The sequence below is a fragment of the Streptomyces albus subsp. albus genome, assembly GCF_000725885.1.
GTDB lineage: Bacteria > Actinomycetota > Actinomycetes > Streptomycetales > Streptomycetaceae > Streptomyces > Streptomyces albus.
Genome location: NZ_JODR01000022.1, coordinates 28,336 through 47,777, shown reverse-complemented (window position 1 = coordinate 47,777; position 19,442 = coordinate 28,336). Strand labels below are relative to the sequence as shown.

Genomic DNA, 19,442 nt, shown 5'->3' with positions numbered 1-19,442 from the left:
ACATGTGTGGCATAGCAGGCACGTACCGGTGGCCGGACGGGAAGATCGTCACCGACCGGCTCACCGATGTCCTCGCCCACCGCGGACCCGACGGGGCCGGCCGGTACGGCCATCCCCTCGGCGACGGCGAAGTGCACCTCGGCCACCGCCGGCTGTCCGTCATCGACCTGTCCGGGACGGGCGCCCAGCCGATGGTCTCCGGCGGTCTGGCCCTCACCTACAACGGCGAGCTGTACAACGCGCCCGAGCTGCGCGCCCAGCTGGAGGCCGCGGGGGTGCGCTTCCGCGGTACGTCCGACACGGAGGTGCTGCTGGAGTCCTGGCGGCGCTGGGGCACCGGCTGCCTGCCGCGGCTGCGCGGCATGTTCGCGTTCGCGGTCTTCGACGAGCGGACCGGTGAGCTGGTGCTCGCCCGCGATCAGCTCGGTATCAAGCCGCTGTTCCTGCTGCGGCGCGGCACGGGCCTGATGTTCGCCTCCGAACTCAAGGCGCTCGCCGCGGTGGCCGGCGGATCGCTGGAGGTGGACCACGCGGCGCTGGTGGCCTCACTGCTCTACTACTGGGTGCCGGACTCGCGTTGCGCGTTCCGTGAGGCGGAGAAGCTGCCGCCGGGGAGCTGGCTGCGGTGCCGGCCCGACGGCCGGGTCGAGCGCGGCCGGTTCTGGAGCCTGAGGGATGTCGCCGCCGAGGGCCGCGAGCGGGCCCGCAGCGGCGAGCTGCCGGATGTGGCCGCCCTGGTCGAGGAGTCGAGCCGGCGGCATCTGCTCTCCGACGTACCGGTGGCCACCTTCCTCTCCGGCGGGCTGGACTCCAGCTATCTGACCGCGCTGGCGGCCCGTCACCGGCCGGGGATCTCCGCATACACGATCGGGTTCCGCGCCGAGGACGCCAGGTTCGAGGCGATGCCGGACGATCTGCGCCACGCCCGGCAGGTGGCCGAACGGTTCGGCGTGGACCTGCACGAGATCGAGATCGCTCCGGACGTGCTCGACCTGCTGCCGCGGATGACGTACCACCTGGACGAGCCGATCGGCGATCCCGCCGCGATCAACACCTTCCTGATCTGCTCGGCGGCGCGCGAGGCCGGGGTGAAGGTGATGCTCTCGGGGATGGGCGCCGACGAGTTGTTCGCCGGGTACCGCAAGCACCTGGCCAATCTGCTGGCGCTGCGCTATCAGCGTGTCCCGCGTCCCGTGCGGCGCGGCCTGTCCCGGGCCGTGGACCGGCTGCCGGTCGCCACGTCCCGGCGCGGGTACCGGTCGGTGCGCTTCGCCAAGCGGTTCCTCTCCTTCGCCGATCTGCCGGAGGAGACCGCGTTCCGGCGCAGCTACACCATGTACGACCGGGACGAGCTGCTCGCCCTGGTCGATCCGGACCTGGCCGGCGCGGTGGACGACGTGCTGGCCGAGCACGCGGACGTCTACCAGGACAACGACCTGGACGACTTCGTCAACCGGATGTGCCTGGGCGACGCCCGGATGTTCCTGCCGGGCCTGAACCTCGCCTACACGGACCGGTCGAGCATGGCCGCCTCGACGGAGGTGCGGGTGCCGTACGTGGACGTCGAGGTGGTGGAGGCGGCCTTCGCCGTGCCCGGCGACCGCAAGATCGCCGGGCGGCAGGGCAAGGCCGTGCTGAAGGAGGCGGCCACCTCGGTCCTGCCCCGGGAGATCGTCTACCGGCCCAAGGGCCTGTTCAGCGCCCCGCTGCGCGCCTGGATGAGCCGGGATCTGGCACCGCTGGTGCGTGAGGTGGTGCACGACGGGGTGCTCGTGCGGTCCGGGTTCCTGCGCCGTGACGCGCTGGCGCGGCTCGTCGCCGAGGACGCCGCCGGGCAGCGGGACTTCTCCAAGCATCTGTGGCACGTGCTGACCCTCGAGTACTGGTACCGCGGCGCGACCTCCGGGTCCGGCCAGGACTCTCCCCTGACGGCGTAGAGACCGCGAGAGACGAAGAGGACTTCGGGTGAAACAGGTTGTGCAGAACTACAAGAGCGGCGAACTGACGCTGCTCGACGTGCCGGTGCCGCAGTGCAAGCCCGGCGGTGTGCTGGTCCGGAGCGCCTACTCGCTGATATCCACCGGCACCGAGCTGATGAAGGTGTCCGAGGCCGGGATGTCGATGGTGGGCAAGGCCCGCTCCCGTCCCGACCAGGTGGCCAAGGTCATGCAGAGCGTGGCCACCAACGGGGTGGGCGCCACCTACCGCAAGGTGATGGGCAAGCTGGACTCCTACACGCCGCTGGGCTATTCGCTGTGCGGGGTGGTCGAGGAGGTCGGCGCGGGCATCGACGAGGTGGCCGTCGGTGATCTGGTGGCGTGCGCCGGCAACGAGCACGCGCTGCACGCCGAGCTGAACTGGGTGCCGAAGAACCTCTTCACCCCGGTGCCGGACGGTCTGGCGCCGCGCCACGCGGCGTTCGGCACCGTCGGGTCGATCGCGTTGCAGGGCGTGCGCCGCGGCGAGCCGCAGCTGGGTGAGGTGGCGCTGGTCATCGGTCTCGGGCTGATCGGGCAGCTGGTGGTGCAGCTGCTGGCCGCCTCGTCGGTGCGTGTCGTCGGGGTCGATCCCGACCCGGTGCGCTGCGAGCTCGCCGGGCGTTCGGGCGCCGCGGCCTGCGGCAGTCCCGGGTCGGCCGCTGTGGAGACCGCCGTCGCCGAGCTCACCGGCGGCCGGGGTGTGGACCAGGTGTATCTGGCCGCCGGCGGCGACAGCAACGAACCCGTCGAGCTGGCGGCCCGGTTGTGCCGGGACCGCGGCCGGGTGATCGACATCGGCAAGTGCCGCCTGGACCTGCCGTGGAACGCGTACTACGAGAAAGAGCTCGACGTGCGGTTCTCCCGCTCGTACGGGCCGGGGCGCTACGACCCGGAGTACGAACTGGAAGGACGCGACTACCCGATCGGCTATGTGCGCTGGACCGAGCGCCGCAACCTGGCGTGCTTCCTCGACCTGATCGCCCGCGGCCGGATCGACGTGGAGCCGCTGATCTCCCACATCGCCGCGTTCGACGATGCCGTCGGGACCTACCAGCGCCTCAAGGACGGTGGTCTGAAGGCCGTGGCCGTGCTGTTCCGGTACCCCGGCCAGGCGGTGCCGGCCGAGGCTCCGGAGATGGCCCTGCCTTCGGTTCGGCGGCGCGGCGGCGCGGCGGCGGCCCCGTCCCGGGCCGCCACCTCACCGGTGCGGCTGGCGTTCGTCGGCGCGGGGAACTACGCGACGTCGATGCTGCTGCCGCACCTGGCGCGGCGTGACGGTGTCGAGCTGGCGGCGGTCGTCACCACGACGGCGCTGTCGGGGGCCAACGCGCAGCGGAAGTTCGGCTTCGCCCACGCCACCACCGATCTCGACGCCGTGCTCGGCGACAAGTCCGTCGACGCGGTGTTCGTGGTCACGCGGCACAGCTCGCACGCCGAACTGACCCGCAGGGCGCTGCTGGCCGGCAAGGCCGTGTTCGTGGAGAAGCCCCTGGCCCTCACCGAGGACGAGCTGGCCGGGGTGCTCGCCGCGGTCGAGGAGTCCGGCAACGACCGGCTCCAGGTGGGCTTCAACCGCCGGTTCGCGCCCTTGCTGCGGCAGGCCCGGCAGCGGTTCGGCCCCCGTACCGGCCCGGCGCATCTGCGCTATCTGGTCAACGCGGGCCGGCTGGAGCAGGGCAGCTGGTACCTCCGGCAGGACACCGAGGGCACACGGTTCGCCGGTGAGGGCGGGCACTTCATCGACACGGCGAGCTGGCTGCTTCAGGCCGACCCGGTCTCGGTGTACGCGGTCGCCGCGTCCAGCAACGAGGACCTCCAGGTCGTGCTGCGCTACCCGGACGAGTCCACCGCCACCCTCAGCTATGTGACCACCGGCTCCCCCGGCTTCCCCAAGGAGACGCTGGACCTCGTCGCGGACGGCAAGGTGCTGCGGCTCGACGACTTCGTCCGCGCCGCCGTCTACGACGGGCGCCGCAAGCAGTGGGTCGGATCGCGGCTGCCCAAGGCCCGGGACAAGGGGCAGAACGCCCAACTGGCCGCGTTCGTCAGGGCCGTGCGCACCGGCGGGCCGATGCCGGTGCCGCTGGAGTCCCTGGTCGCCACCACCGCGGCCACCCTGTCCGTGCGGGCCGCGCTGGCCGGCGGCGCACCGGTGACGTTGACGGGGGCGCGATGAAGGCGGGTGGGACGAGCGCCGGCTGGTACCTGCGGCGGCTGTCCCGGATGGGTCCGCGGGAGATCGGCGGCCGGGCGGCCGACGTGGTGCGCAGGCAGCGGTGGCGGACGGCGCGGCCCCACTGCCCGCGTGTGACCGGCGCCCGGTTCACCGCCGTGCTGCCCGCCGGGACGCTCGAAGCGGTGCCTCCGGACGCCGTGAAACGTCTCCTCGCGGAGGCGGACCGGCTGATGGCCGGGCACGCCACCTGGTTCGGGACCGACCGCGGAGACCTGGCCGACCCGGACTGGTCGTACGACCCGAGGACCGGGCGCCGGGCGCCCCAGGGCTACGCCTTCGACGTGCCGTACCGCGACGAGGACGCCGTCGGCGACATCAAGCAGATCTGGGAGCCGTCCCGGCACCAGTACCTGACCCGGCTGGCCGCCGCCTACGCGCTCACCGGGGACGAGCGGTACGCCGAGCGCGTGGCCGGGCACCTGCGGTCGTGGTGGGCGGCCAACCCGCCGCTGCGGGGCGTGCACTGGGTCAGCGGCATCGAGCTGGGCATCCGGCTGCTGTCGTGGGTGTGGATCCGCCGGCTGCTCGACGGCTGGCCCGGTGCGCCCGGTCTGTTCGAGCGCGATCCGGTGGCACTGCGCCAGATCTGGCACCACCAGCGCTGGCTGGCCGCCTTCCCCAGCCGTGGTTCGTCGGCGAACAACCACGTCATCGCGGAGGCCGCCGGGCAGTTCGCCGCGGCCTGCGCGTTCGGCTGGTTCCCGTCCTCGGCGCGGTGGCGGGCCGAGGCGCTGCGCTCGCTGGAGCGGCACCTGCGGGCCAACACCTTCGGCTCCGGCCTCAACCGCGAGCTGGCCACCGAGTACCACGGGCTCGTGCTGGAGCTCGGCCTGGCGGCGGTGGCCGAGGCGGACGCGGCGGGCGTGCCGGTCCCCTCGTCCGTCCGGCTGGTGCTGCTGCGGATGACCGACGCGCTCGCGGCCGTCGTGGACGACCGGCTGCGACCGCCACGCCAGGGGGACGCGGACGACGGGCACGGTCTGGTCCTCGACGGTGCCGGCACCGACCGCTGGGGCTCGCTGCTGGCCACCGGGGACGCCGTCTTCGGCCGGCTCGACTGGTGGCCGGCGGTGACGGGCACCGATGTGCGCACCCCGCTGCTGGCCGCGCTCGTCCGGCCGTACGCGGCCGGGGGCACCGCACCGGCCACGGGCCGGCCCGTGCGCCGGCCGGCCCACTTCGCCGATGCGGGCATGACCGTCCTGCGCGGCCCGGAGGGCATCTGGTGCCGCTGCGACGGCGGCCCGCACGGCTTCCTGTCGATCGCCGCGCACGCCCACGCGGACGCGCTGTCCGTGGAGGTCCGCCACGACGGCGTCGACGTGCTGGCCGACCCGGGGACGTTCTGCTACCACGGGCAGCCCGAGTGGCGGCGGTACTTCCGCTCGACGCTCGGCCACAACACCCTCGAGCTCGACGGCGCCGACCAGTCCGTGTCCGGCGGCCCGTTCCTGTGGACCCGGCACGCCCGCAGCCGCGTCCTGGTCGCGGACCCCACGGGCGCCCTCGACGGGGGGACGGCCCGCTGGTGCGCCGAGCACGACGGCTACCCGGGCTCCGTGCACCGCCGCCGGGTGGAGCTGACAGCCGCGAGCCGTCAGCTGCGCGTGGTCGACACGGTGCGCGGGCCGCGCCGGGCGGCGCGGCTGGCGTTCCATCTGGGGCCGGCGATCGCCGCGGACCTGTCGGGGAACCGGGCGGTGCTCACCTGGACCCGGGAGGGCGAGAGCTGCTCCGCGGTGCTCGATCTGCCCGGGCAGCTGAGCTGGCGGGCGCACCGCGGGGAGACCGACCCGCCGCTGGGCTGGTACTCCCCCGGCTTCGGGCGCAAGGAACCGGCCACCGCGCTGGTCGGCACGGGCTTCGCCGACGGTACGGAGGAGTTCACCACCGTACTCAGGTTCCACGGCTAGGAGGGGCGCGTGGGGGTCGAGAGGTGGCGCCGGGCGTTGCCCGCGGCGGCGACGGCGCTGGTCGTGCTGGGCGCGGCCGGCTGCGTGGGCACGCCCGGCGCCCCGGAAAAGCCGGCCGGCCGGCCGCCCGCGTCGGTGGCCCCGTCCGTGGCCCGGGTGTGCGCGAAACCGGCGGCCGGGCCGACGAAGGCGCCGGCGGGCGCGGTGAAGGTCGATCCGGCGGTGGTCGGCGATCTGGCCGCGCAGACCCGGAGCCATCCCGCCGGCACCACCTTCTGGCTGCGGCCGGGCAAGCACCGGCTCGAACCGGACCGCTACTCCCAGGTCGTCCCCAAGAAGGGGAACCGCTACCTGGGCGCGCCGGGGGCGGTGCTCGACGGCCGGAAGACCAACCAGTACGCGTTCGGCGGCAGGGCTGGGGATGTCACCATCCGCCATCTGACCGTGCAGGGTTTCGTGGCGCCGCACGACGAGGGCGTGGTCAACCACGATTCGGCCGACGGGTGGGTGATCGAGCACACGACGATCCAGCACAACTCCGGCGCCGGGCTGATGGCCGGCTCCCGCCAGCGGGTCCGCGCCAGTTGTCTGCGCGGCAACGGCCAGTACGGCATGAACGCCTACAAGGACGACGGCCCCCTCCGAGATCTGGTGGTCGAGGGCAACGAGGTCGTGGCCAACAACCGTGACGACTGGGAGCGGCGGCGGCCGGGCTGCGGCTGCACGGGCGGGGTGAAGTTCTGGGCCGTCGACGGCGCTCAGGTGCGCGGCAACTGGGTCCACGGCAACCGCGGAGCCGGGCTGTGGGCCGACACCAACAACAACGACTTCCGTATCGAGGACAACGTTCTGGAGGCCAACGACGGCGCCGCCTTGATCTACGAGGCCAGCTACAACGCGGTCATCCGCGAGAACGCGATCCGGCGGAACAACTGGGTGGAGGGCCGCAAAAACGCCGACCGCGGCGACAGCTTCCCGTTCGCGACGGTCTACCTGTCGGAGTCCGGCGGGGAGCCGCGCATCGAGGCCCGCACGGACAAGATCGAGATCTATCGGAACGTGCTGGAGAACAACTGGTCCGGGATCACCCTGTGGGAGAACGCCGACCGGTTCTGCAACAGTCCGGCCAACACCTCCTCCGGCGACTGCACGTTGCTGGTGCGGGACACCGACCGCTGTGCGCGGCCGGCGATCGCCACCGCGCCGCTGTACGCCGACTGCCGGTGGAAGACACAGCGGGTCGACATCCATCACAACCGCTTCGTGCTCGACGAGTCCGTCGTCGAGTGCACGGTCAAGTGCGGCCGGATGGCGGTGCTGGCCAACTACGGGACGTATCCGGACTGGTCGCCGTACCAGGGCGAGCGGGTGGCCGAGGCGATCACCCACAAGCAGCACAACCGCTGGCACGACAACGTCTACCTCGGGCCGTGGACGTTCGTCGCCCACGACCCGAGCCGGGTGCTCGACTTCGGGCAGTGGCAGAGCGCGCCGTACCGGCAGGACACGGACAGCACCCTCGACCCGCGGGCCGGTGGTTGAGATGGGCGGGAATCCGCGGCACGGCGGGCTGCCGGACGGGCCTCGTACAGCGGGCGCACGGTCCGGCGCCGGGCCCTGCCCCACCACCACACCGAGGGCGGTGGGCATCGTGTGGGGGCTGCTCGTTCTCAACACGCTGGGCTCCGCCGGGGCCGAGACCGTCATCCCGCTGCCCCGCTCCCTCATCCAGATGGTCACCATGGGGGCGCTGGCCGCCGCGTTCGCGCTGGCGCTCGCGCTCAATCCCCGGCTGCGCATCAGGCCCAGCGCCTTCGTGCTCCTGCTCACCCTGCTGCTGGTGCCGAGCGTGCTCTCCAGCCTGCACCTGGAATCGGGCTTCGGCGCGCTGTTCCGCTGCGCCCGGCTGGCTCTGTTCGTCAGCACGCTGTGGCTGCTCACCCGATGGTGGGACGGCGGCCTGACGTTCGTGAGGCACCACATCCGGATGTACTTCGCGGTGCTCGGCTCGGTCGCCGCCGGGGCGGTCGTCTCACCGGGCGCGGCGATGCCCGAGCTGTACGGCGGGCGGCTGGTCGGCGCGCTGTGGCCGCTCACCCCGCCGCAGATCGGACAGTACGCCGCGGTGATCATCGGGCTCGCCGTGCTGCTCGTCCTGAGCGGGCACACCGACAGGGTGAGCGCGGCGGTGGTCATCGTGCCGTCGCTCGTCCTGCTCCTGCTGACCCACACCCGGACGGCCACGCTCGGTCTGCTGATCGGGCTGGCGCTGGCCATCGGCTCGCTCGTGCTGACCAGTGCCGCCGCCCGCCGGTTCTTCACCTGGGCGGCGCTGTGCGCCGCGGCGGCCGGGGTGGGGTTCGCCTCCGCGTTACGGGAGTGGTTCCTGCGCGGGCAGAGCCAGGAGAACCTCTCCAGCCTCACCGGCCGGGCCAAGGTCTGGGACGCGCTGCTGGCGGCGCCCCGGACGACCTCGGAGAAGGTGTTCGGCGTGGGCCTGGGCGACAAGTCGTTCGGCGGGCTGCCCATCGACAACAGCTGGCTGGCCGTCTACCACGAACAGGGCTGGATCGGCATCGCCCTGGTGGCGACCGCCCTCGTCGTGCTCGGCGGCGTCGCGCTGCTGCGGCCACCGTCGCCGGCGCGGGCCTGCGCGATCTTCCTGATCAGCTACTGCGCGATCGCGTCGTACACGGAGGCCGGGCTGGGCGACGCCTCGCCCTACCTGCTGCATCTGGCCGTGGCGGCCTCGCTGCTGGCGGCGCCGCCCGCCGCGGCGCCGCCCCTGTCGGCGCCCGAAGTTTCCCGACGACGCTTCCCGCGATGGGCCGGGGAGGGGAGATGACCTCACGCATGCACGTCCTCGTGGTGCACAACCGCTACGCCTCGGCACAGCCGAGCGGGGAGAACAACGTCGTCGACCAGGAGGTGGAGCTGCTGCGCGCGGCCGGCCACCGGGTCGGGACGTTCGAGCGGCGCAGCGACGACATCGCCGCCCGGTCCCTGCCGGGCAAGGCCGCGGTGCCGCTGCTGGTGCCGTGGAACCCGGCGGTCCGCCGGGAGCTGGCCGCCCGGCTCCGCGCCGAGCGCCCGGACGTGGTGCACGTCCACAACGTCTTCCCGCTGCTGTCGCCCGCCGTGCTGGCGGCCTGCGCCGACGCCGGTGTGCCCGCCGTCGCCACGCTGCACAACTACACGCAGGTCTGTCCGCCCGGCACGTTGCAGCGGGACGGCAGGCCGTGCACCGAGTGCGTCGGGTCGGCACCGCTGCCCGCCGTCCGGCACGGCTGCTACCGCGGCTCCCGGCTGGCGACGGTGCCGCTCGCGGTCAGCCTGTCGGTCAACCGGCGGCGGTGGTGGTCCGGCGTGGAGCGGTTCTTCTGCATCTCGGCGGCACAGCGCGATGTCCTGGTCTCGGCCGGCCTGCCGGCCGGGCGGCTGGCGGTGAAGCACAACTTCGTGCCGGACACGGACGCCCGGCGAACGGGTAGCGGTGAACATCTGCTCTACCTCGGCCGGCTCGCCGAGGCGAAGGGCGTGCGGCTGCTGATGGCCGCGTGGGACGAGATCGCCGCGGGCGGCGGCGCGGGCGTGCCGCTGGTGGTCGCCGGCGCGGGACCGCTGGAGCGGGAGGTGCGCGCCTGGGCGGCGGGCCGGGACGACGTGCGGTACGCCGGCCTGTACGGCCCGGCGGAGTGCCGGCAGGCCGTCGCGCGCTCGGTCGCCGTGGTCGCGCCCTCGACGTGGCTGGAGGCGTTCGGCCTGGTCGTCGTGGAGGCGATGGCGGCCGGAGTCCCGGCCGTCGCGGCCGGTCACGGTGCCTTCACCGAACTCGTCGAGGACGGGCTGACCGGGCTGCTGCACCGGCCGGGTGATGCCGCCTCGCTCGCCTCGTGTCTGCGCCGGATCACGTCCGGGCCGGCCCGCAACCGGGAGATGGGGCAGGCGGCCCGGCGCCGCTACGAGCAGGGGTTCAGCCCGCAGGTCGGGCTGGAACGCCTGGTGGACGGCTACCGCGGCGCCATCGCGGGCCGGTCCGGCGGCGGGGTGGTCCCGCCGCCGGCAGGGGACGGAAACACTGGCTCGCCGCGGGACGGCCGCGCGGGCAGGGATGGGGGCAGTAGATGACACGATGCCGACTCTGCGGCTCGGCGGCGATGGCAAGCGTCGTCGATCTCGGCGCGACACCGCCGTGCGAGAGTTTCCTCGCCGCGGACCAACTGGACCAGCCGGAGCCGGCGTACCCGCTGCACCTGCGGGTGTGCACCGACTGCTGGCTCGCGCAGATCCCGCCGCTGATCACTCCGGAGGAGACGTTCACGCAGTACGCGTACTTCTCCTCCTACTCGACGTCCTGGGTGGAGCACGCGCGCGCGTTCGTCGACGGCGCCGTGCGGCGGCTGGAGCTCGACGCCGCGGGCGAGGACGCCTTCGTGGTGGAGGTCGCGAGCAACGACGGCTATCTGCTGAGGCACATGGTGGACCGCGGCATCCGCTGCCTGGGCATCGAACCGTCGGTGAACGTCGGTGCCGCGGCGCGGGAGGCGGGCGTACCCACGCTCACGGCGTTCCTCGACCCGGCGACCGGTGCCCGGGTCCGCGCCGAACACGGCCCGGCGGACCTGGTCGTGGCCAACAACGTGTACGCGCACATCCCCGACGTGGTGGGGTTCACCCGGGGGCTGCGCGCACTGGTCGCCGACGACGGCTGGGTCTCCATCGAGGTGCAGCATCTGCTGTCCCTGATCGAGCAGAACCAGTACGACACGATCTACCACGAGCACTTCCAGTACTACACGGTCGCGTCCGCGGCCCGGGCGCTGGCGAGCGGCGGACTCGCCCTCGTGGACGTCGAGCTGCTGCCCACGCACGGCGGCTCGATCCGGCTGTGGGCACGGCCCGTCGAGGCGGCCGGCGAACCGTCCGACGGCACCTCCCCTGCCGCGGCAGCCCTCCCCGGCCGGACGCGCGGGGAGGCACCGGGGGCCCGGGAGCGGGTCGCCGGGGTGCTGGACCGGGAGAAGGCCGCCGGGCTGCAGGAGCTGTCCGGGTACACCGAGTTCTCCGCACGGGTGGCCAAGGTGCGCCGCGACCTTCTGCGGTTCCTCATCGAGGCGGCCGAGCGCGGCGAGACCGTCGTCGGCTACGGCGCCCCGGGCAAGGGCAACACCCTGCTCAACCACTGCGGCATCCGGCCCGATCTGCTCCCCTACACGGTCGACCGCAACCCCTACAAGCACGGCCGGTTCACCCCGGGCACCCGTATCCCGATCCTGCCGCCCGAGCAGATCAGCGCCGACCGGCCGGACTACGTACTGGTCCTCCCCTGGAACCTGCGGGCCGAACTGGTCGAGCAGCTCTCCTTCGTGCACGAGTGGGGCGGCCGGCTGGTCTTCCCCATACCGGAACTGAGCATTGTCGAGGTCAAGTGATGAAGGTCGTACTCTTCTGCGGCGGTTACGGACTGCGGATGCGCAGCGGAGCGTCCGACGACGTGCCCAAACCGATGGCGATGGTCGGCCCGCGACCGCTGATCTGGCACGTCATGCGCTACTACGCGCACTTCGGGCACACGGAGTTCATCCTGTGCCTCGGCTACGGGGCGCACCACATCAAGAACTTCTTCCTCACCTACGAGGAGACGGCGTCCAACGACTTCGTGCTGCGCAACGGGCGCACCGAGCTGCTGTCCACCGACATCGCGTCCTGGACGATCACGTTCGTGCAGACGGGCATCGAGTCACCGATCGGCGAGCGGCTGCGCCGGGTGCGGCACCACCTGGACGGCGAGGAGATGTTCCTGGCCAACTACGCCGACGTGCTCACCGACGCACCGCTGCCCCGGATGATCGACCAGTTCGCCCGGCGGGACGCGGGCGCGTCGATGATGGTGGTGCCGCCGCAGTCCTCGTTCCACTGCGTGGAGCTGGGCGAGGACGGCCTGGTCGGTGGCATCACGGCGGTCAGCGAACTGCCGCTGTGGGAGAACGGCGGCTACTTCGTGCTCCGCCAGGAGATCTTCGACCACATTCCCGAGAACGGTGACCTGGTCACCGACGGGTGCGCCCAACTGGCCAAGCAGGGACGGCTGGTGGCGCACCGGCACCGCGGTTTCTGGAAGCCGACCGACACGGTAAAGGAGCGGGCCGCGCTCGACGCCGCCTACGCCCGGGGCGACCGCCCGTGGGCCGTGTGGGAACAGGACGGCACGCAGGCCGGTGCGGCCGGGAGCGGGCACGGCGCCGGAAGGAGGGCTTCGTGATCCGGCTCGGGGCCGGGCGGCTGGAGCGGATCGTGGCGGTGGGCGCGCACTGCGACGACATCGCCATCGGCGCCGGCGGCACACTGCTGTCGATGTGCCTGGCGCGGCCGGGTCTACGCGTCGACGCTCTGGTGCTCTCCGGCGGTGGCACCGAACGCGAGCCGGAGGAGCAGGCCGCGCTCGCCGCGTTCTGCCCGGGCGCCGAACTGGGGCTCACGGTCCACAAGTTGCAGGACGGCCGGCTGCCGGCGCAGTGGGACGAGGCCAAGGCCATGGTCGAGGAGCTGCGCGCGCGGACGGAGCCGGACCTGGTGCTGGCTCCGCGTACCGACGACGCGCACCAGGACCACCGCGGCCTGGCGCAGCTGATGACCACCGCGTTCCGCGACCACCTCGTGCTCGGCTACGAGATCGTCAAGTGGGACGGCGACCTCGGCCGCATGGCGGCGTACCAGCCGCTGTCGCCGCAGGTCGCCGAGCGGAAGGCGGAACTGCTCCAGGAGCACTACCCCTCGCAGCGGCACCGTCCCTGGTACGACCGGGAGGCCTTCCTCGGGCTGGCCCGTATCCGCGGTATCGAATGCCACGCGCGCTACGCGGAGGCGTTCGCCGTCACCAAACTCACTCTCGACCTGGGGGACTGAAGATTGCGCGTTCTGCTGACCGGACACCAGGGCTACCTGGGCACCGTGATGGCCCCGGTCCTGACGGCCGCCGGGCACGAGGTCGTCGGGCTGGACGCCGGCCTGTTCGCCGACTGCGTGCTGGGCCCGCGCCCGGCGGACCCGCCGGGACACCGGGTGGACCTGCGCGACGTCACGGCCGAGCACGTGGCGGGGGTGGACGCGGTGATCCACCTGGCCGCGCTCTCCAACGATCCGCTGGGGGCGCTGGCTCCGGACCTCACCTACGACATCAACCACCATGCGTCCGTACGGCTGGCCCGGCTGGCCCGCGACGCCGGTGTGCGGCGTTTCCTGTACGCGTCCACCTGCTCGGTCTACGGCGCCGCCGGCGGCGACGAACTCGTCGGCGAGGACGCCCCGCTGCGCCCGGTGACGCCGTACGCGGAGTCCAAGGTGCGGGTGGAGGACGATCTGCACGCGCTGGCGGACGGCGACTTCAGCCCGGTGTTCCTGCGCAACGCCACCGCCTTCGGCCACTCCCCCCGGCTGCGCGCCGACATCGTGCTCAACAACCTGGTGGGCCACGCGCTCCTGTCCGGGGAGGTGCTGGTCCTCTCCGACGGCACCCCCTGGCGTCCGCTGGTGCACGCCGCCGACATCGCACAGGCCTTCACCGCCGCGCTCACCGCGCCGCGGGAGGCGGTGCACGCCCGCGCCTTCAACATCGGCAGCGAGACCAACAACGTCACGGTCGCCGAGATCGCCGAACAGGTCGCCGGGGCGGTGCCCGGCTCACGGGTGGTGATCACCGGCGAGACGGGTGCCGACCCGCGCTCCTACCGGGTGGACTTCTCCCGGTTCCGCGCCGCGATACCCGGCTTCGACTGCGCGTGGACGGTCAAGCAGGGCGCGCTCGAACTCGCCGACGCCTACCGGGAACACGGGCTGAGTCGCCAGGACTTCGACGAGCGCTTCACCCGGCTGGCCGTGCTGCGCGCCGCGTCCGAGGCCGGCGCCGTCGACGAGACCCTGCGGCGGCGCCGGTGACCGCGGCCGGGGAGCAGATGCACGCGCTGGTGGAGCGGCTGTACCCGCTGTGCCGGAGCATCACCGGGGACGGTGTGCGCGCCACGCTGCGGATCCTCGACGAGTACCTTCCGCTGCGCGTGCACGAGGTGCCGACGGGGACGCAGGTGCTCGACTGGACGGTGCCCCAGGAGTGGAACATCCGGGACGCGTACATCGCCGACGCGGCCGGCAACCGGGTCGTCGACTTCGCCGCGTCCAGTCTGCACGTGCTCGGCTACAGCCTGCCGGTGTCGGCGACCATGCCGCTGGCCGAACTGCGCAAGCACCTGCACACCCTGCCGGACCATCCCGCCTGGGTGCCGTACCGCACCAGCTACTACAAGCCGGACTGGGGGTTCTGCCTGTCCCAGAAGACCTTGGACGCGCTGCCGGACGGCATGTACGAGGTGTGCATCGACTCCACGCTCGCCGACGGGCACCTCACCTACGCCGAGCACGTGGTCCCCGGGCAGGTCCCCGACGAGGTGCTCGTCTCCTGCCACGTCTGCCACCCGTCACTGGCCAACGACAATCTGGCCGGCATCGCGGTGGCCACATTCCTGGCCCGCGCACTGGCCGAGCAGACGCCGTACTACACCTACCGGTTCCTGTTCGCGCCCGGCACCATCGGGGCGATCACCTGGCTGGCCCGCAACGCGGAGCGGGTGACCGGGGCATTGCCCGGCCGAGGGGGGCCGGGAGCCGGGGGAAGCGTCCAGCACGGGCTGGTGCTGGCCTGCGCCGGCGACCGGGGCCGGCTGACGTACAAGTGCAGCAGGCGCGGCGACGCGGAGATCGACCGGGTGATGCGGCATGTGCTCGGCGCCTCGGGCCGCCCGCACCGCGTCACCGAGTTCACCCCGTACGGCTACGACGAGCGGCAGTTCTGCTCGCCCGGGTTCGATCTGGGCGTGGGTTCGCTCAGCCGCACCCCGTACGCCGAGTATCCCGAGTACCACACCTCGGCGGACAATCCGGACTTCGTCTCCCCCGAGGCGATGGCCGACACGCTCGCCGTGTGCCGCGAGGCGTTCGCCGTGCTGGACCGCAACCGGCGCTACCTCAACCTCAGCCCCTACGGCGAACCGCAGCTGGGACGGCGCGGACTGTACGACGCGCTCGGTGGCCGCAGCGACACCAAGCAGGCCCAGATGGCCATGCTCTGGGTGCTCAACCTCTCCGACGGCGGGCACAGTCTGCTGGATGTCGCCGAACGGTCCGGGCTGCCGTTCGGCACCGTCGCCGACGCGGCCGACGCGCTGCACGACGCCGGACTGATCAAGGTATGACACCGATGAGCACCGGGAGGGACGAACCGGCGGCCCCCGCGGCCCGCGCCGAGGCCGCCCGGCCCCACGCCAGGCGGGCCGTCCTCGGCCGGCTGTCCTGGGGGCTGGCCGACCAGGCGGCCTCCAGCATGACCAACTTCGCGGTGGGCATCTACGTGGCCCGTTCGCTGGGGCTGGCCGCGTTCGGCGCCTTCAGCCTGGCCTGGGTGACCTACGGCGTGGTGCTCAACGTCTCCCGCGGGCTGGCCACCGATCCGCTCATGGTGCGCTTCAGCGGCGTGCCGGCCGCCTCCTGGCGCACGGCGGTGACCCGCTCCTCGGGGACCGCGCTCGGCGTCGGTGCCGCCCTGGGCGCCGGGTGCCTGGCCGTCGGGCCGGCGGTCGGCGGCCGGGTGGGGCCCGCGTTCGTCTGCCTCGGTGTGGTGCTGCCGGCGCTGCTGGTGCAGGACGCCTGGCGGTTCGCGTTCTTCGCCGCCGGCACCGGGCGGAAGGCGTTCGTCAACGACCTGGTGTGCGGCGTCGCGCTCGTCCCGGCCATGCTGGTGGCGGCACGGTTGGGCACCGTGGCCGCTTTCGTGCTCGCCTGGGGCGCGTCCGCCGCGGTGGCCGCGGTGTACGGCTGTTTCCAGTCCGGGATCCGGCCCCGGCCGGGCGGAGCGCGTGCCTGGCTGCGCGAGCACCGCGACCTGGGCTCCCGTTATCTGGTCGAGAACGTCAGCAACAGCGGTGCCAGTCAGCTGCGGGCGTACGGGCTGGGCGCGATCGTCGGGGTCAGCGCGGTGGGCGTGATCCGGGGTGCCGAGCTCCTGCTCGGCCCGTTCCTGGCCCTGCTGATGGGGCTGTCGCTGGTCACCGTCGCGGAGGCGGCCCGCGTGCTGCGGCGCGCCCCGCACCGGCTGGGCAGGTTCTGCGTCCTGCTCGGCGGCGGCCAGGCCGCCGCAGCACTGCTGTGGGGCGGGGCGCTGCTGCTGATGCCGGACCGGCTCGGCGAGCTGGTGCTCGGCGGCGTGTGGCACTCCGCCTCGGCGCTGGTCGTGCCGGTCACGCTCGGCGTCGCGGGCGCCGGACTGGGCTCCGGCGCGGCGGCCGGGCTGCGCGCACTCGGCGCGGCCCGGCGCAGCCTGCGCAGTCAGCTGTTCGCCTCGGCCTGCTACGTCGGCGGCGGACTGGGCGGGGCGGCCGTGGCCGGCACCGCCGGCTCGGCCTGGGGCGTCGCCGCCGCGACCCTCTGCGGCTCGGCCGTGTGGTGGCTGCAACTGCGGTTCGCATTGCGCGAGAACGAGCACGAGACCATCCGTGAAGTGAGGACACCATGACCGCCCTTCCCCGGCTGAGCATCGGCCTGCCCGTCCACAACGGCGAGGAGTATCTGGCCGAGGCGCTCGAAGCGCTGCTCGGCCAGACCTACGAGGACTTCGAGCTCGTCGTCTCCGACAACGCCTCGACCGACGGGACCCAGGACATCTGCCGCCGGTACGCGGCGCGCGATTCCCGCATCCGGTATCTGAGGCTGCCCCGCAACATCGGGGCCGCACCGAACCACAACTACGTGTTCACCCAGTGCCGCGGCGAGCTGTTCAAGTGGGCCTCGCACGACGACCTGTACGCCCGGGACCTGCTGAAGCGCTGCGTGGAGGCACTGGACGAACGCCCCGGGGTGATCCTGGCGCACAGCGGCCAGGCGGTCATCGACGGCGACGGCCGGGTGAAGGTGCCGTACGCGTACGGGCTCGCCACCGACTCGCCGCACGCCCCGGAGCGCTTCCGCAGCCTGCTGTTCGAGCCCGGCGGCGACGACTTCTACGGGGTGATGCGGGCCGATGTGCTGCGCCGGGTGAAGCCGCACGACAGCTATCACCACGCGGATCGCACCTTCGTCGCCGAGATCGTGCTGCACGGGCCCTTCCACCAGGTGCCGGAGCTGCTGTACTTCCGCCGCGACCACCCCACCCGTGCCGAGCGGGCCAATCCCTCCAAGCGCTCACGGTGCGTCAACCTGGACCCGCGCCGGGCGGGCCCGCTGCATCCGACGCCCCGGCTGCTCGCCGAGTACGTCTGGGGCTTCGTCGCCGCGATCCGGCGGGCCCCGCTGTCGCCGGCCGACCGGCGCGCGTGCTACCGCCATCTGGGCGCGTGGCTGGCCAGCCGCGCCCGGCCGGGCGCCGGCGAGCGCGTCGAGGACCGCACCCCGGTCGATCCGGGCCGGCTCTCCGTCTCCGTCGACGCCCTGGTCGCCGGCCGTGAGGGGAGGCGGGCATGACCTCCGCGGCCGGGAGACCCCCGCGTGTGGGGGTGTTCGGCCTGCTCGGCTCCGGCAACCTCGGCAACGACGGATCGCTGGAGGCGGTGCTCGGTTATCTGCGCGCCGAGCACCCCGGGGCGGTCGTGGACGCGCTGTGCGGTGGGCCCGAGACCGTCACGGCCCGGTACGGCATCCCCGCGGCGCGCCTGCACTGGTACCGCGGGGAGTACCGGACCGCGTCACGTGCGGGCGCCGTCGCGGGCAAGGGCCTGGGCAAACTCGTCGACGCCGTCCGTACCGCCGTCTGGGTGCGCCGGCACGATGTGGTGATCGTGCCGGGCATGGGCGTGCTGGAGGCCACGCTGCCGCTGCGGCCGTGGGGTTTCCCCTACGCGCTGTTCCTGCTGTGTGCGGCCGGCCGGCTCTTCGGCACCCGGGTCGCGCTGGTCGGTGTCGGCGCGTCCGCGATCGGCAACCGGCTCACCCGCGCCCTGGTGCGCTGGTCTGCGCGGCTGGCCGCGTACCGGTCGTACCGGGACGCCCCGTCCCGCGACGCGATGCGGGCCATGGGCGTGGAGACGGCGCGCGACGAGATCTATCCGGACCTCGCCTTCGCCCTGCCTACGCCACCGGTGAGTGCGTCCCCTGCCCGGCCGGGACCGGTCTGCGTCGGCGTGATGGCCTTCCACGGCAGCGACGACGACCGCCCACGTGCCGAGGAGATCCACCGTCGCTATCTGGAGGGGACGATCCGCTTCGTCCGCGCGCTGACCGAGGCGGGCAGACCGGTGCGGCTGCTCACCGGCGACGCGGTCGACCAGCCGGTGGTCACCGCGATCCGCGACGCGGTGGACTCGCCGCTGGTCACATCGGCCGAGGCGGGCTCGCTGGCCGATCTGATGCGGGAGACGGCGGCTGCCGAGGCCGTGGTGGCGACCCGTTACCACAATCTGGTCTGCGCACTGAAGGCCGGCACACCGACGCTCGCCCTCAGCTACGCGGTCAAGAGCGACGCGCTCATGGAACGGATGGGGCTGGGCGCCTACTGCCATCCGGCCCGCGACATCGACGCCGGGCGGCTGCTGGAGCAGTTCCAGGAGTTGGAGCAGCGGTCGGCGCAGCTGCGGCGGACCCTCGCCGAACGGAACCTGGCCGCCGCCCGGCGCCTGGAGGAGCAGTTCTCCGCACTGAACGCGATCCTGTTCCCGGCGGACCCGGCGGCCCCTGCGGTCCCGGCGGCCGACCACACCCATGCTCAGCAGGAGGTTTCATGAAGGCGACCCCAGTGCCCGAAATCGACGGTGCCTACCTGTTCGAGCCGACGCCGCACGCCGACGAACGCGGCTTCTTCTGCCGTACTCTCGACGCCGACGTACTCCGCTCGGTGGGCCTCGCCCCGGAGGCTTTCGTCCAGGACAGCGTGTCCCGCTCGGTGCGGGGCGTGCTGCGCGGGCTGCATCTGCGCTCCGGAGCCGGCGAGGCCAAGCTGGTGCGGTGCTCCCACGGCAGGATCTTCGACGTCGTCGTGGACCTGCGCCCCCACTCGCCGAACTACCGCAACCGGGCCTTCTTCGAACTGTCCGGCGAGACGCAGGCGACCTTGTACATCCCCGCGGGCTGCGCGCACGGTTTCCAGGCGTTGACCGAGACCGCCGACACCTCCTACCGGATCGACCGCCCGCACGATCCGGCCGAGGACGTGACGATCGCCTTCGACGACCCGGAGCTGGCCGTCCCCTGGCCGCTGCCGGTCACCTCGATGTCCCAGCGGGACCGGGAGGCGCCGCGCCTCGCCGAGGTCCTGAAGCACACGGAGAAGTGAGGTCG

Annotated in this window: 15 protein-coding genes; all 15 read left to right on the top strand. The window is 73.0% G+C overall.

What is annotated here, in order from left to right; translation table 11 throughout:
• Positions 1–2 precede the first annotated feature (2 nt).
• The 15 genes from asnB to IO40_RS0124430 are packed head-to-tail and all read left to right on the top strand — an operon-like array spanning position 3 to position 19,437.
• The gene (gene asnB, locus IO40_RS0124500; RefSeq protein ID WP_031027548.1) at positions 3–1,937 is read left to right on the top strand and encodes an asparagine synthase (glutamine-hydrolyzing); all 1,935 of its coding nucleotides are present in this window, start codon (positions 3–5) and stop codon (positions 1,935–1,937) included.
• Positions 1,938–1,965: 28 nt separating this feature from the next.
• The gene (locus IO40_RS0124495; protein WP_031176145.1) at positions 1,966–4,155 is read left to right on the top strand and encodes a bi-domain-containing oxidoreductase; all 2,190 of its coding nucleotides are present in this window, start codon (positions 1,966–1,968) and stop codon (positions 4,153–4,155) included.
• Positions 4,152–6,128: a heparinase II/III family protein gene (locus IO40_RS0124490; RefSeq protein WP_031176144.1), complete on the top strand. Its 1,977-nt coding sequence runs from the start codon at positions 4,152–4,154 to the stop codon at positions 6,126–6,128. Before IO40_RS0124495 ends, IO40_RS0124490 begins: the two co-directional genes overlap by 4 nt.
• Positions 6,129–6,137: 9 nt before the next feature.
• Positions 6,138–7,670 (top strand): right-handed parallel beta-helix repeat-containing protein, encoded by a 1,533-nt coding sequence (locus IO40_RS0124485; RefSeq protein WP_031176143.1) that lies wholly within the window; start codon positions 6,138–6,140, stop codon positions 7,668–7,670.
• Between the two features lies 1 nt (position 7,671).
• Positions 7,672–8,973, top strand: coding sequence for a membrane protein (locus IO40_RS0124480; RefSeq protein ID WP_031176142.1), 1,302 nt, complete (start codon positions 7,672–7,674; stop codon positions 8,971–8,973).
• Positions 8,974–8,981: 8 nt separating this feature from the next.
• Complete coding sequence (locus IO40_RS0124475; protein WP_031176141.1) at positions 8,982–10,256, top strand: glycosyltransferase; 1,275 nt, start codon at positions 8,982–8,984, stop codon at positions 10,254–10,256.
• Positions 10,253–11,560: a class I SAM-dependent methyltransferase gene (locus tag IO40_RS0124470; protein ID WP_031176140.1), complete on the top strand. Its 1,308-nt coding sequence runs from the start codon at positions 10,253–10,255 to the stop codon at positions 11,558–11,560. Before IO40_RS0124475 ends, IO40_RS0124470 begins: the two co-directional genes overlap by 4 nt.
• The gene (locus IO40_RS0124465) at positions 11,560–12,390 is read left to right on the top strand and encodes a glycosyltransferase family protein (RefSeq protein WP_016471307.1); all 831 of its coding nucleotides are present in this window, start codon (positions 11,560–11,562) and stop codon (positions 12,388–12,390) included. Before IO40_RS0124470 ends, IO40_RS0124465 begins: the two co-directional genes overlap by 1 nt.
• Entirely contained in the window at positions 12,387–13,034 is a 648-nt protein-coding gene (locus tag IO40_RS0124460; protein WP_031176139.1) for a PIG-L deacetylase family protein, read from the top strand. Before IO40_RS0124465 ends, IO40_RS0124460 begins: the two co-directional genes overlap by 4 nt.
• Before the next feature lie 3 nt (positions 13,035–13,037).
• Entirely contained in the window at positions 13,038–14,063 is a 1,026-nt protein-coding gene (locus IO40_RS0124455) for an NAD-dependent epimerase/dehydratase family protein (protein WP_016471305.1), read from the top strand.
• 17 nt (positions 14,064–14,080) lie between these two features.
• Entirely contained in the window at positions 14,081–15,373 is a 1,293-nt protein-coding gene (locus tag IO40_RS0124450; RefSeq protein ID WP_078616290.1) for a DUF4910 domain-containing protein, read from the top strand.
• Positions 15,370–16,689 (top strand): MATE family efflux transporter, encoded by a 1,320-nt coding sequence (locus IO40_RS0124445; protein ID WP_031176138.1) that lies wholly within the window; start codon positions 15,370–15,372, stop codon positions 16,687–16,689. The genes IO40_RS0124450 and IO40_RS0124445 overlap by 4 nt, the downstream gene beginning before the upstream one ends.
• Positions 16,686–17,633 (top strand): glycosyltransferase family 2 protein, encoded by a 948-nt coding sequence (locus tag IO40_RS0124440; protein ID WP_016471302.1) that lies wholly within the window; start codon positions 16,686–16,688, stop codon positions 17,631–17,633. Before IO40_RS0124445 ends, IO40_RS0124440 begins: the two co-directional genes overlap by 4 nt.
• Complete coding sequence (locus tag IO40_RS0124435) at positions 17,630–18,889, top strand: polysaccharide pyruvyl transferase family protein (RefSeq protein WP_016471301.1); 1,260 nt, start codon at positions 17,630–17,632, stop codon at positions 18,887–18,889. Before IO40_RS0124440 ends, IO40_RS0124435 begins: the two co-directional genes overlap by 4 nt.
• Positions 18,886–19,437, top strand: a complete 552-nt coding sequence (locus IO40_RS0124430; protein WP_031176137.1) for a dTDP-4-dehydrorhamnose 3,5-epimerase family protein — start codon at positions 18,886–18,888, stop codon at positions 19,435–19,437. The genes IO40_RS0124435 and IO40_RS0124430 overlap by 4 nt, the downstream gene beginning before the upstream one ends.
• The last annotated feature ends 5 nt before the right edge of the window (positions 19,438–19,442 follow it).